The organism is Paenibacillus sp. BK033 (assembly GCF_004345425.1).
Taxonomy (GTDB): domain Bacteria; phylum Bacillota; class Bacilli; order Paenibacillales; family Paenibacillaceae; genus Pristimantibacillus.
Genome location: NZ_SLVP01000003.1, coordinates 300,943 through 315,710, shown reverse-complemented (window position 1 = coordinate 315,710; position 14,768 = coordinate 300,943). Strand labels below are relative to the sequence as shown.

Below are 14,768 nucleotides of genomic sequence, written 5' to 3'. Positions count from 1 at the left end.
TTAATATAACAAATATAATTAATACATAGGGTGTTTATAGCATTTGAGGAAGTCTAAAACAAGCAAGGAGGAAGATGATTATGAACGACAGGAAAGTTGTAGAAAACGCATCTTTGCATCTGCCAGTCCAAAACGCATCAACAAAGTCCTCTCTCAAAAAGTTTGCGGTCAGACACAAAGATGCATTAATCGCGGCGGCCATCTTGAGTCCGATGATTCTGTGGTGGCTTGTCTTGTCGGGGTTCCCGACGCTATTTGGCTTTTTCCTTGGCTTTTTTGATTGGATCGGCATTGCGGCCCATCCGAAATTCGTCTGGTTTGACAACTACGTTCGATTTTTTCACGATCCGCTTTATTACGAAGCTTTATGGAGATCGATCTGGCTTGGGGGACTTGTCACAGCGATTACCCTGATTGCCGGCTTTGGGGCAGCTCTGCTCATGAATATGCCGCTGTTTGGCAAAGGGATCTACCGGTCCATCTGGTACATTCCGGCGGTTACGTCAACGGTTGCGACTACGCAGATTTTTAATCTCCTCCTCGATACCAACAACGGCGTTATTAATAACTTTCTGAAATCAATCGGCAAGGAACCGATCGTATGGCAATATTCCGTCTTCTGGGGCGTGTTCTGGATCGTCGTTTACTCCGTATGGAAGGGCGTGGGCGGCGCGGCGCTGATCTGGCTCGCAGGCCTGCAGTCCGTTGACGTTTCCTTGTACGAAGCGGCGGAAATCGACGGAGCGGGACGCTGGGGCAAGCTGTGGAACGTAACGCTGCCAGGCTTGAAGCCGATTGCGACCTACATTGTCATTACAAGCTTGATCGGCGCGATTCAGATCTATGAGCAGGTGCTGTTCATGACGGGCGGCGGTCCTTACGGAAAAACGGAAGTGCTGGTATTCCGGATTTACCGCGATGCGTTCTGGGACTTCAACCTCGGCATGGCTGGCGCATCGTCGCTTATTATGGCCGTTATCGTCTTTATTGTCACCATTGCGTACTACCGCTGGTCGACCAATTCGGACAGAAGCACAACGATCAAGATCAAAGGAGTAAAAGGAGGTCCTAAAGCATGAAAGAAGCCTTTTCCAAAAAGCTCGCGTTCCAACTAAAGCCGGGCAATCTGTTCGCTCACCTGGTTCTGCTTGGTGTCGGACTTGTCCTGTTATACCCTTTGGTCTTTATGATTCTGGCCGGTTTCTTCACGAAAGACGAGTTCACAAGCTCCATCATCGGACTACTCCCGATTGCGAAAGCGCCAACCCTTCATAACTTTACGGTCCTGTTTTACGGCTCCACCGATGCAGGCATACAGAAATATTTCATTAATTCCGGCTACCGCACGATTTACAACACCTTCTGGGCGCTTCTGACTTCTTTGCTGGCCGGTTATGTGTTCGCAAGGCTGCGTTTCAAAGGGAAAGACCAGCTGTTCCTCGTTCTGCTCGGTACGCAAATGATTCCGGGAACCATTGCCCTCATTCCGACCTACTTGGAATTCGCGCGCTTTCCGTTTGCCGGGGGCAACCACATTTTTACCGGGGGCTCCGGGATTCTCGACACGTGGTGGGTGTACTTCATCGGCGGACCAAGCTTGAATATTATGGGGGCATTCCTCGTTAAGCAGTCCATTGAAAAAATACCGTTCGAGCTCGATGAAGCCGCGAAGGTGGACGGAGCGGGAACCATGCGCATTATCTTTCAGATCATGCTGCCGCTGCAGCTGCCGATTATGGCGTTTATCGCGATTACGACAGCGCTGGCTACCTGGAATGACTTTGCCACGCCGTTCTTCTATACCTCTTCGGATAAGCTGCAGACGCTGCCTGCCGCGATCACAAGGCTGTCCTCGGCTGCCGTGAGCCCGGGAGCTATTCCGAACTGGCCGCTTATCATTACGCTTGGTCTTGGCATGACGGTTCCTGCTCTGCTTATTTTCTTCTTCTTCCAGAAATACATCGTGCAGGGTCTCGCCAATACAGGTATAAAAGGTTAAGTGAAATTATTTGTTATAACATATTGAATATAACAAATAGTCATGATATATTAATCGCAAGAAGTCAGTTATCCTAATCTGGAGGGGTTCCGTGTGAAAAGGACAAAGATCACATCCTTGCTTGTAACTGCACTATTAACGGTCTCATTATCAGCTTGCGGCGGTAACAATAACGGTAATAATTCGGCAGCCACCAACTCGCCGCAAAATTCGGCGACACCGACTGAATCCGCTTCTGCTTCACCGTCTCCGTCGGAAAGCACGGACACCGGGGCGGGCAATCCGGTAACGATTACGGTTCTGAACGAAGGGGCCGTTGGCATCGGCGTTGGCAAGCTGGACGATCTGTTCGCGCCGAAAGAGAAGGAATTGAAGGGCAACGGCATTGACGTTACGTATACGCCGGGCAATCCGGTAGCGGCATTCCCGCTTCATTACCAGAAAATTATCGCAGGCAAGCTGCACGAGAAAAACATCAGCGTTAAAACCGAAGACTGGGGCTGGGGCGAGCCGCTGATCCAGAAAGAAACGGCAGGCTTCCTCGCTAAAAACGTTCCGGATATTATCGTAGGCGAGACTCAAATGCCTGGCTTTGCGCAGCAAGGGCTGCTTGAGCCGTTCCCGGACGATATGGCTGCGGATATCCGAGAGAATGTATCGCCTGCGGCATGGAAGCCAATGGAATATGACGGCAAAATTTACGGTCTTGCTTCGCAGCCTGGGGTAAGCAGCCTGTATTGGAATAAGAAGCTGGTGAAAGAAGCCGGCATCGACCCGGAGAAGCCGATTACTTCCTGGCAAGAGCTGGCCGATAACGCGAAGAAAGTAACGGAAGCGGGCAAAGGCAAGTTTTATGGCGGCGGCGTTTACGCCGGTCCTAACTTCGGCGGATACCTGCGCTACGGCGCTCTGATCGGAATCAACGGCGGTTCTTATGCCGATGCGAACGGTCAGCCGACCTTCAACTCCGACGCCAACGTAGAAACGGTTAACTTGCTCCGCGAGCTTAACGCGGATCATCCGGCGGGGCTGATGGTCAACAATACGGAAGGCACGTATTTCGACGCTTGGAACAAAGGGCAGATTGCTTATCTGATCGATGGACCTTGGCAGGTGCAGCAATGCAAAGACAACAAGCTGGAATGCGGCATGTCGCCGATTCCTCTGTCTCCTAACGGCAGCGCGGCTAACGTAACGATCGGCGCGGCTTTTCACTCGGTGCCAAAAGACGCGAAGAACAAAGACGCGGCATTCGAGTACATCAAAGCGATGTACAGCAAGGAAATTCAGCAGCTCATTGCGGACTCCAACGTTCGTTCCCCGATTCTGAAGGAAGTTGCCGAGTCTCCTGAGTATCAACAAAAGCATCCGGAAATGTACCTGCATTACCAAGCGATGAACGGCAATGTCCAAGGTCTTCCTACCTTTGCGAAAGATAACTCCAAGGTATGGCAGGTATGGGGCGACGCGGTGGTGAAATCGCTGATGACCAAAGGCGACGTAAAAGCCATTCTGGACGACGCCCAAAAGAAAGCGGAACAAATCACCAAACAATAAAAATCAAAAAAGAGGACTTTCTTAACGCGTCCTGTACGGCCGGGAGTGTTGATAACGTGGCTGAGCTCTAAGAGGAGAAGGTGTATGCTCTGGAGGAGCGTAAGCGTTCGCCTTTGCCTGAGGGAAAATTCATATAACAAATCTAATTCCATTTTTCCCTCAGGCAACAGCGGCCGGAAGAGGATACCCTTTTCCCCTAGTGCTCATAGCCAGTTAATCCAATCCTTCCGGCCACAGGACTGTTAATCAGTCCTCTTTTTTTCACAGGAGTGACTTTATGCCATACGAAACGAAACGAATCAAGCTGCAGAAAGCGAAGGAGCTCCTTCCTCGCATACGCGAAGCCATCTACCAACCTGTCTCCGCGCTGAAAGTAACCGCCTGGGTAACGAAGGAGCCGGTGTCTTACGCGGAGCGGACCTCCGGAGAGCTTGTCGAGCTTACGCCCGGCGCGAAATGGGGCAACCTGTGGGATTGCGCCTGGTTCCGGTTTGAAGGAGTTGTGCCTGAGTCTCTTAGCGGGAAAAAGGCCGTAATGTTAATCGACGTCAACGGTGAGTTGTGCCTTGTCGATAAGGAAGGCTCGCCGATGCAAGGGCTGACTAACATCAACTCCGAATTCGATTTCAGCCTTGGACTGCCGGGCAAACGCGTCGTTGATCTCGGGTATGAAGCCGCGGGCGAGCGGATTGATCTGTGGGCGGATGCCGGCTGCAATGACCTGTTTGGCAAATATCGAAGCGGCACCTTGAAGGAAGCCGATATCGCGATCTGTCACGAGGAAATCCGGCAGCTGTATTTCGATTACGAAGTGCTTCTCGAGCTCGCCGAGCATACGCCGGAGAACGGTGCCAGAAGAGAACGCTTGATTCAAAGCCTCTATGACGCGGCGCATAAGCTGCAAGTGATTAATGAAGAGACGGCTCAGGAGGCGAGAGAAATTCTGGCCAAGGAGCTAGCCAAAAAAGGCGGCGATCCCGTTGTGACGGTCAGTGCGATTGGGCATGCGCATATCGACCTTGCGTGGCTGTGGCCAATCCGCGAAACGATCCGCAAAGGCGCACGGACTTTCTCTACCGTTCTTACGAATATGGAGAAATACCCGGATTACGTATTTGGCGCAAGCCAGCCGCAGCTCTATCAATGGATGAAAGAGTATTATCCGAAGCTCTACGACCGGATCAAGCAGCGTATTGAGGAAGGACGCTGGGAAGTGCAGGGAGCGATGTGGGTTGAGCCGGATACGAATATTTCCGGCGGCGAGGCATTGGTTCGTCAGATCCTGTACGGCAAACGGTTCTTCCAGCAGGAATTCGGCCAGGAGATGAAGGTGCTGTGGCTGCCGGACGTATTTGGCTATGCAGCCAGCTTGCCTCAGCTGCTAAGAAAGTCGGGCGTCGATTATATGATGACCCAGAAATTGTCTTGGAACGTGTACAACACGCATCCGCATCATAGCTTTGAATGGGAGGGTATTGACGGAAGCAAGGTGCTGGCGCATCTTCCGCCGGAGGATACGTACAACAGCCCGGGCGCGCCAAGATCGCTCGCCAAGATCGAGAACAGCTATCTCGACCGCAACGTATCCGAGTATGCCTTGATGCTGTTCGGGATCGGCGACGGCGGCGGGGGACCGGGCGAGGAGCATCTGGAACGGCTATCGCGCGAACATAATCTGCTTGGACTGCCGCCGGTTGTTCAAGAGTTTTCCTTGTCTTTCTTCCGTAAGCTTGAGGAGGAGAGATCACGCTTCCAGACGTACCGCGGAGAGCTGTACCTGGAGAAGCACCAGGGGACGCTGACCTCTCAGGCCCGTAACAAATGGTATAACCGCAAGATGGAGAAATCGCTCCGCGAGCTTGAATTTGCGGCCTCCCTATTGCTCGCAATGGGAGAGAATGCTTACCCGTCCGAGGAGCTTGAAGCCATTTGGAAGGAAACGCTGCTCTACCAGTTCCATGATATTTTGCCGGGCTCTTCGATTACTCGCGTCTTTGAAGAATCGCTGGAGCGTTATGCCGCGATGCACGGCCGCACGCTGGAGCTCATTGCGCAAACCTATGCCAGAGTGGCGGAGCTCGCGGGAGCCCGTGATAGTCAGGCCGTTGTCTTTAACTCTTTGCCGTGGGAACGCGAGGAGGTTGTCGAGCATAAGGGCAGCCGTTATGCCGTTAAAGTGCCGGCAATGGGCTTTGCGTCTCTTGCAGAGGCGGAGCTTCGTCAGGAGCAGACGGAACAATCCGGGCTGAGCGCAGGCGAGCAGCTTCTTGAGAACAAGAATCTGCGCATTCGCTTTGGACAGGACGGAAGTATCGAGTCCATTTACGATAAATCTGCAGGCAGAGAAGCGATTATGCCTGGCCAGAAGGCCAACGTGCTGACCGTGTATCACGACAGAGGCGATGCCTGGGATTTCCCTCGGGATTACCGGGAGACGGTGGCCGGCTTCATGAGGCTTGAAGAAAGCTCCTTCTCGGTTGAGAAGGGCCAGGCGGTGCTGGAGCAGCATTACGGCTTTGGCGAATCCACGCTGCTACAGCGGATTGTGCTGGATGAAGAAGCAACGACCGTAAGGTTCGAATCGAAGGCGGATTGGAAGGAATCGGAGAAGATGCTTCGCGTCTCCTTCCCGGTTCAGGTCATGTCCGACCATGTGAACTGCGAGATTCAATTTGGCTATCTGAAGCGTCCGACAACAAGAAACACGATGATCGAATTCGTCCGCGACGAAATATGCGCGCATCAATATATCGACCTGTCGCAGCCGGACTATGGCGTAGCCCTTCTCAGCGACAGTAAATACGGTTACAGCGCGGAACGGAACGTGCTGGACATCAATCTGCTTCGCAGCCCAAGCTATCCGGATCCGATGGCCGACCGTGCCGTGCATCAATTTGTTTATGCGGTTTATCCGCACCGCGGTGATTTTATCCAGGCGGAGGTATACCGCAAAGGGTATGAGCTGAATACGCCGCTGACGGTGGCCGAGCCTTCCGGGGCGCCTTCGGCCGCAGGACGTACGGCTCCGTTTGCCTCTCTGGTTCAGTTGAATCATCCGCATGTCATGATCGAAGCGGTGAAGAAAGCCGAGGACTCGGACGATCTGATCATCCGTCTGTACGAAACGTCCGGTACTTTTGCGGAAACAGCGGTTGGTTTCGGGATTCCGGTCTCGCTCGTCGAGGAAGTGGATCTGATGGAAAACACGATAGGAGAGGCTGGAGCGAAGCTGACGTTCCAACCGTTCGAGATCAAGACGCTTCGCGTGAAGCTTTAATAGGAATAGGTGATCAGGGGGGAAGGCGTAAAGCCCCTCCTGTTTTATTTTATGCCATTAGCTGATGGATAGAGGAGGATGTCGCAGTCATGATCAGAAAGAATCGGCAGGAAGAGTTAACAGGCTTTCAGGAGGGTGGACCCTATCATCCGTCCTATGATTTGCAGACAGACTTTGTAATGGTCTATGGCATTCACGGGGATTTTCAGGAACGGATCCGGACATGGAAGGAAAAAGGCTATGTGGTTCATCTCATGACGGGCGTATCCTGGGGCGGTTATCAGGACTATCTGAACGGCAAGGTCGACGGCCGGCCGCATTGGGACGAAGCGCAGAAAAACCGAAAATACGAAAATATCATTCACGGCACCTCCGTGGATATCCCTTATATGGTTCCTACGATCGCTTACGCCGATTTTCTGACCGAACGGATCCGAATCGCCGTAGACGCCGGCGTAGAGGCGATTCACCTGGAGGAGCCGGAGTTCTGGGTGGAGGGCGGTTATTCGGATGCGTTCAAGCGCGAATGGGAGATCTATTACCGAGAGCCCTGGCAGGCTCCGCATGCTTCGGTAGACGCGCAGTACCGCGCTTCGAAGCTGAAGGCTTATCTGTATACCCGCACGCTTGACCGGATTTGCAGCACCCTCAAGGAATATGCGATGCAGAAGTACGGCCGCCGGATTCGCTTTTACGTGCCGACGCATAGCCTTATCAACTATACGCAATGGCGGATCGTCAGCCCGGAATCCAAGCTGCTTGAGCTGCCGGGAGTGGACGGCTATATCGCGCAGGTATGGACGGGAACGGCGCAAACGCCAAACGTCTACAACGGTGTCCGCAAGGAGCGTACGTTTGAGACGGCCTACCTGGAATACGGCATTATGCAGGAGCTTGTCCGCGGCACCGACCGCAGAATGTGGTTCCTGCATGACCCGATTGCCGACGATCCGAAGCATACGTGGAAGGACTACCGCAGCAATTATATCCGCACGCTGGTCGCATCCCTGCTGCATCCGCATGTGAGCCGATACGAGGTATGCCCTTGGCCGAGAAGGATCTATCTGGGGCAATACCCAAGAGAAGGCGGGAACGGCAAGGAGAGAATTCCGGCCGCTTACGCAACGGAGCTGCAAACGGTGTTAAACGTGCTTGGCACCATGGATGGGCTGGATGCGGAATGGCTGACGGACAGCCTGCAGGTAGGTCTGCTGCTCGCCGATTCGGCGATGTATCAGCGTAATCACCCGGATTGGAGCGAGGAAGCTACTTCCTTCAAATACGATGGCACGGAGGTTGCGTCGGCGCTTGGCAGCGCGTTTATGGAGCTGCTGGACTGGTCGCCGTTTTACGGCCTTGCGCTACCGCTCCTCAAGCATGGCGCAGCCGTCCGGCCGGTTCAGCTCGACAATGCCGGAAGATTCCCGGGCTACCTGGACGATTACCGCGTCCTGGTGCTCAGCTATGAATATATGAAGCCGGAATCGTCCGGTCTGCACAATGCGCTGGCGGAATGGGTGAAGGAAGGCGGCACGTTGATCTATGTCGGCGACGGCAGCGACGACTTCCACGCCGTCCGCGAATGGTGGAATCAGGGCAGCAAGAAATTCGCTAATCCGATGGAGCATCTATTTGCAAGCCTTGGCCTTGCGACCTCTCTGGCGCCGGGAGAATATGCGGTGGGCAAAGGCTGCCTGGCTTACTTGGCTCTTCATCCGTCGCAATGCGCGACCCTTCCGGAAGCGGGCGAGCAGCTGAGACAGACAGTGGCCTCCGCGATTACAAAAGCTGAGGACTCTATCCGCTGGGAGAAAAAGAACGGCATGGCGCTGCGCAGAGGCCCTTACCTTATTGCGGCCGTGCTGGATGAGTCCGTGAGCGACGAGCCTTACCGAATCAACGGCAAGCTGGTCGATCTGCTGGATGCTAATCTTCCCGTAGTCGATGAGGTCACGGTTAAGGCAGGCGAGCAAGCGCTGCTCTATGACATAAGCAAAGCGGGGGACGGCGTACAGCTGATCGCGGCCGCTTCCCGTATCGACCGTGTGGAAGAAAACGATGACGGCTTTGGCTTTACGGCTTACGGTCCTGAAGGCATTCAAGCGTCCGCCAGATTTCAATGCCCGCGCAAGCCGAAGACCGTAGCGTTCAGCGCGGCAGGTACATCAATCCGGATGCCGCTGGAGTTCAAGTGGGATGAAGGCAGCTCGACGGTGCTTTTCCGTTACGAGAATGACCCGGCCGGCGTGTCGGTGAAGGTGATTTGGTAACGGGCTATTTATAAGAGGGAGGAAGATCGAGTGAAGGGCAAAGGTAAAATCATTAGCATTTCCCTGGCCGTTATCCTCGTCGCTGCCGTAGCCTCGTATCTGGCATGGCCGGAGAAGAAGGAAGGGGTCAGTTGGCCAAGCAAGCAGGCTTTGCCGACGTTCCAGACCCCGGCCAAAACACTGGATCTCATTTATACGACGGACAGCTATTACTATCAGGCGGAGAACGAAGAGTTTGGGCATGAGATCGGCAAAGCGGATGGAGACGGCTGGGTGGCGGAAGCGGGAAGTGACGCTGCGGACAAGGCGATGTTGGACGTGACGGGACGCAAGGAAATACCGGCGGGAGAAATAAAAGCTGCGTTTAATATGCAGGTCGACAATTTTGCCGATGAGGACGGCGTTGTCGCTACGCTTGAGGTTCGGGACCAGACGGCGGATGCCGTTCTCACTTCGATGGAAGTCCGCAACTGGGATTTCCGGCTGCCGAACGCGTCGCAAAGCTTTGAGCTTTCTTTTAACGCGCCGGGAGAAGGGCATGAGCTGGAATTCAAGGTGTTATGGACCGGCAAATCCACGCTGAAGCTGTTTGATGTTGGCGTATTCTGGCCTCTCCGCAAAGACGAGAATTTATTGTTCACCTCTTTGAAAGGCATCGTGAATCAGACGAAGCCTCGCATCTATTCGTATACGGACAATGTCCGGGGCTCTACCGGTACCGCCCTGCTGGATGACTTGGGGCTGAAATATGCCGAGGTGAAGGATAACTGGGAGCTGCTGAACAAATACCGGTCCGAACTGAAGGGGCTCATCGTCTACGATGACCAGCAGCCGGATACGATCAATCTGGCAACCACGATTGCAGGGTTAAAAAACGCCATTGTTGCTCCGCCATCCCTCGTGGATAAGCTGACAAGCGAACCGTATAATCTGCCGATCCTAGAGGACCTGCGCGGCAAATTCGGCTCCAAGCTGGAGGTCTACGGTTATTTGTACGACCGCTATTGGAAGCAGACCACGCATAAAGCGATTGTGGGTCTGGATCCAGGGATCCAATCCTATCTTCGCGATTATGCAATGGGAATGGATGCCGCGGTGGTGTGGCTGAACCCGGCGGATGAGGGCGAGTCATCGCTGCTGGATAAGTTTCTGCAGGATATGCCTTACGGGACGGGGCTCTATCTCGGCTGGTGGCCGGATGAAGGGATGGGCGTCAAGAAGACGTCGGATTACGGACTTGCGACGGTGGCCAGTGACTTCTCCTCGAACCTTAGCGTGCTTAGCGGTACCTCGCGGAAGATTGCGATGCCGAAGGCGCCGGAGAAGCCGAAGCTCGAGAACAAAGTGTATGTCTCGTTTATTTTGAGTGACGGGGACAACCTGCAGTACATGGAGCATGCCTTCTGGAACGTGTGGAATACGCCAAACCGCGGGGAAGTGCCGCTAGGATGGACGATCTCGCCGCTGATGGTCGATACGATGCCGGGCCTGCTCGATTATTTGTACAAAAACGCTACGCCTAACGATGCTTTTGTTTCCGGCCCGTCCGGCGTGGGTTACACGTACCCGAACTTCTGGGAGAAGGAAGACGGACTCGACCGCTTTATCGAACGTACGAACGATTACATGAAGCAGGCGGGACTAAACGTTCTGACGGTGTGGAACTACGTAAAGGGCGAGATTAAGCCGGAGGTTGGGGAAAAACTCGCCAAGCATGCCCCGTCGCTGCTCGGTTTCACTTCGCAATTCGGCACTGGTACCATCGGAGTCTACGGTAACTCGCTGCCGGGGCAGGAGTTAAACGTCGCCTACGGCAGCGCCGAGAGCGACTTAACTAACGGCATTGCCGACGGTCTCAAGAAATGGGACGGCAAGTCGCCTTCTTTTGTCTCCATTCAGGCCAATCCTTGGCAGGTGAGCTATCAGAACTTCGTGAATGCAATGAATCTATACAAGGATAACCCTGACGTTGTATTCGTCCGCCCGGATGTGTACTTCGAGCTGATGAGGGAGAGCAAGGGTCTTCCGGTGACGCCTTGAAAAAATCCATAGAGACAGCCATGCACCTTTGGGGTGCTTGGCTGTCTTTTTTATAAGGATGTTAAGGAGGGTCTAAGGGCGAGTAGGTACAGGCCTAATGCCACCTTGCTGAAAACGCTTTCGCTTGATAGACTGAACATATCTTTCCGGGCAGGAGGAGAGGCTTACTGAAGCTATCGATTAAGACCCAGCTGATCATCAGCTTTTTCGTCGTTATGATCCCCGGCGTGCTGTTCTTCGTCGGCAATAATCTATACGCGAAAAACGTCGTCCGCGACAAGGTTACCGAGACCTACCGGAACACGCTGGATATCTTCGCCGACCATACGGACCGGACGCTGAACGACATTACGAACTATTTAAACAAGCTTGGCGTCTACGATACCGACGTAGGCGTGCTCAATTCCTTCCCTCCGGGCAGCGACAACTACGTTCTGACCAAGGTTCGCATCCAGCTTAAAATCAACCGCGACATCGGCTTATACAATGTGATTGACACCATTTTTCTCTTTAACTCCAACGAACTCATCCTGAGCACCAGCTCCCAGAACCAGTACGGCATCCTCCAGAACGTCTTAAATGATAACGTCCGGCGTATCGTGGACGAGAGTACGCCGGGCCGCTGGCTGCTGTGGTACGACCCGAGAATCGAGGGCGGCAATTTTCTCGTGCAGGTAAGCGAGGTCCCTGATACCGGACTGTACGTCGGCGCGATTATCCGCATGTCGGAGATCGCCAACCAGCTGTCGATCCAATGGTCGCACGGCGATATCGGAGAAGCCGCCATCTACCGCTCGGACGGCACCCGTCTGGGTGGGCAGGGAGCGGACAGCCATGTACAATTGAATCGGACAGACCTGATTCGCGAGAACGCGCCGTACCGGTTCGTGAAGGACCAGGAGACCGGCAAGCGGTACCTGATGATGAACCGGCCCAGCGAGGTGGCCGACATGACGACCAGCATCCTTATTCCCGAGAGTTATATTTTGCAAGGTCTTCCCTATTTCCAATTGCTGACGTATGCGATGGCGGTTGGCGTCATCTTCATCTTCTCTCTCTACCTCTTCTTCATCCGGCGCACGCTGTTCAAACCCCTGCAGCAGCTGATCGGCGGCATGAAGAAAATTTCGCTCGGCATGCTCGACGTTCGGCTTCGGACGAACAACACGCTGGAATTCGTCTTTCTCGCGAACACCTTCAATAATATGGCGGAGCAGATCAAGAGCCTGCGAATCGGGATGTACGAGGAGCAGCTAAGGGCCCAGAAGATCGAGCTGAAGCAGCTGCAGGCGCAGATCAACCCGCATTTTTATATGAACAGCCTGAACATCATTTATAATTTCGCGGCACTCAAGGATACCGATTCGGTGAAAAAGATGGCGCTCCATCTAGGCGATTATTTCCGCTTCATCATGCGGACCAACCGGGAGCTGATTACTCTTGAGGAGGAGCTGAAGCATATCGCGAACTATCTTGAGATTCAGAAGTTCCGTTTCCCGCGCAAGCTTGGCTGCGTCTATGACATTCCTGACAACATGAAGGGCAGTCCGATGCCTGCCCTGTCGATCCAACCGTTCGTGGAAAATGCGATCATCCACGGCTTCGTCAATCAACGCAAGCCTTTTGAGATCAGGGTCCGCGGCGAGCTGCTCGAGAAGGAGGACGGGCCTTTTATGCAGATTACCGTGGAGGACAACGGTGACGGTTTTCCCGAGGAGGTGCTGCAGCGGCTAAACGAGGGACAAGGACTCCCTTCCGCGGATTCGAGTCGGCTCGGCATTGCCAACGTCATCCAACGGCTCAAGCTGCGGTACGACGGTGCCGCGCGTATCGATTTCCGAAATACAGACGAAGGCGGAGCGGCCGTCACGATCAGACTGCCGGTTTCGACAGAGCCGCCCGAGCTTCCGGAACCGAAAGGAGAATGACGATGTACAATCTGCTTGTAGTGGACGACGAGGATATAGCCATCCGAGGTATTGTCGAGGGGATCGACTGGTCGTCCCTCCCCTTGGCGAATATTTTTACCGCTTACGATGCCGAGGAGGCGCGGCAGGTGTTCAGGGGGTACCCCATTCACGTCCTGATCTCCGACATCGACATCCCGCAGGAGAATGGCATCCATCTGCTCACCTGGGTTAACGAGACTTCGCCTCAAACAGAGACTATTTTCCTTACCGGCCACGCCAACTTCAATTTCGCCCAGCAGGCCGTCCAGCTCGGCAGCTTCGATTATCTGCTCAAGCCGGTTGATCATGACGTGCTGAAGAGCTGCGTGGAGAAAGCCATCGAAGCGGTCCGCCTGCGTCAGCAGGAAGAGGCGTATCTCAAGACGTACGCCTACTATTTCGACCAGTGGAACCGCCAGCTTCCGCTGCTCGTCGAGCGCCTGTGGCAGGACGTGCTGGGACTGCGCATCCCGGCCTCCGCGGACAAGCTCGAGCCGCTATTCGAGCTGTATGGCATTCCGCTTGATATCGGCAAGCGCGTACAGCCGCTCCTGATCAGCGTGGAGCAGTGGACGCAGGAATGGAACGCGCGCGACGAAGAGATTATGACCTACGCGCTGAAGAACGCGGCGGCGGACATCTTGCTGAGAGACCGCTCTGGCCATGTTATTCAAGACGCAGGCGGCATACTCTTCGCCCTCCTCTACGAGCCTTCGGAGGAAGACGAGAGTACCCTTGAGGAGCGGTGCACGGAATATATCCGCAAATGCTCGGAATACCTGTACGCCGTCGTCTCCTGCTACATTGGCGAGGCAGCTCCCGTCGCTTCGCTGCGCCTCGGGGCTCAAAGCCTCGGAGAGCTGGAGCGCTCCAATGTCTGCCAGACCGGCCGGGTATTCCGTCTATCAGACTTTAAGCGGGAGAAGAAATCAATTACCGCCCAGCCTAATTTGCAGGACTGGTCGGCCCTCATCGAGCAGGGCAAGACATGCGAGCTGAAGCGCCACATCGAGGATCTGTTCGACCGTCTCCAGCTCGACCAGGTCGGCCATGCCTATATGGTCAGCTACTATTTCGGGCTTGTCCACACGGTTTTCCAGGTGCTGCAGCGGCGCTCCGTACCCGTGGAAACGGTGTATGCAGACGAGGAATGGCACAGCGGCGAGCACGCGATGAAGTCGCTCGGCGCCATGAAGACATGGACGATCCAGTTTGCCGCCAAAGCATCGGACTGCCTGGTTAAACAGGGAAAGGACGTGTCGAATACGATCGCCAAGGTACAGACGTACATCGAAGACAATCTGCAGCACGACCTGAACCGGGAGGAGATCGCGAGGCATGTCTATTTGAACCCCGCCTATCTGTCGCGGCTGTTCCGCAAAGAGACGGGAAAGTCGCTTACCGACTACATGGTTGATCGGCGCATGCTAAGATCCATATCCGAGCTCAAGCTGACGAACCATAAAATCAGCGATATCGCGATATCCGTCGGATATGCGAGCTTCTCCCACTTCTCCAAGCAGTTCAAGCGATCGACAGGAATGACGCCGCAAGATTACCGCAAGAAATACCAGAATATTCGGTAAAAATGTCACCGGAGCAATAAGGTGGTAACGACGCCGCTAGAGTGCGGCGTCTTTTTTTGTGTACGATTATAGCCATAGTCGATAGACAAG

8 protein-coding genes are annotated in these 14,768 nt (G+C 54.2%); all 8 read left to right on the top strand.

All coding sequences use genetic code 11. The annotated features are described in order from the left end of the window. Positions 1–80 precede the first annotated feature (80 nt). The 8 genes from EV294_RS13710 (at position 81) to EV294_RS13675 (ending at position 14,678) form a co-directional block, all read left to right on the top strand. The gene (locus EV294_RS13710) at positions 81–1,079 is read left to right on the top strand and encodes a carbohydrate ABC transporter permease (RefSeq protein ID WP_132307621.1); all 999 of its coding nucleotides are present in this window, start codon (positions 81–83) and stop codon (positions 1,077–1,079) included. Beyond that, the gene (locus EV294_RS13705) at positions 1,076–1,999 is read left to right on the top strand and encodes a carbohydrate ABC transporter permease (RefSeq protein WP_132307619.1); all 924 of its coding nucleotides are present in this window, start codon (positions 1,076–1,078) and stop codon (positions 1,997–1,999) included. Before EV294_RS13710 ends, EV294_RS13705 begins: the two co-directional genes overlap by 4 nt. Positions 2,000–2,092: 93 nt before the next feature. Then, on the top strand, positions 2,093–3,556 hold the full coding sequence (locus EV294_RS13700) for an extracellular solute-binding protein (RefSeq protein WP_132307617.1): 1,464 nt from the start codon (positions 2,093–2,095) through the stop codon (positions 3,554–3,556). A gap of 277 nt (positions 3,557–3,833) precedes the next feature. Further along, entirely contained in the window at positions 3,834–6,833 is a 3,000-nt protein-coding gene (locus tag EV294_RS13695; RefSeq protein WP_132307615.1) for an alpha-mannosidase, read from the top strand. Between the two features lie 89 nt (positions 6,834–6,922). Then, positions 6,923–9,103 (top strand): DUF4350 domain-containing protein, encoded by a 2,181-nt coding sequence (locus tag EV294_RS13690; RefSeq protein ID WP_207918145.1) that lies wholly within the window; start codon positions 6,923–6,925, stop codon positions 9,101–9,103. Between the two features lie 30 nt (positions 9,104–9,133). Then, a complete protein-coding gene (locus tag EV294_RS13685) occupies positions 9,134–11,143 on the top strand; it encodes a GxGYxYP domain-containing protein (RefSeq protein ID WP_132307613.1) in 2,010 nt (669 codons plus the stop codon). A gap of 215 nt (positions 11,144–11,358) precedes the next feature. Continuing rightward, positions 11,359–13,071: a sensor histidine kinase gene (locus EV294_RS13680; RefSeq protein WP_132307611.1), complete on the top strand. Its 1,713-nt coding sequence runs from the start codon at positions 11,359–11,361 to the stop codon at positions 13,069–13,071. Between the two features lie 2 nt (positions 13,072–13,073). Continuing rightward, positions 13,074–14,678, top strand: coding sequence for a response regulator transcription factor (locus tag EV294_RS13675; protein ID WP_132307609.1), 1,605 nt, complete (start codon positions 13,074–13,076; stop codon positions 14,676–14,678). Positions 14,679–14,768: the final 90 nt, after the last annotated feature.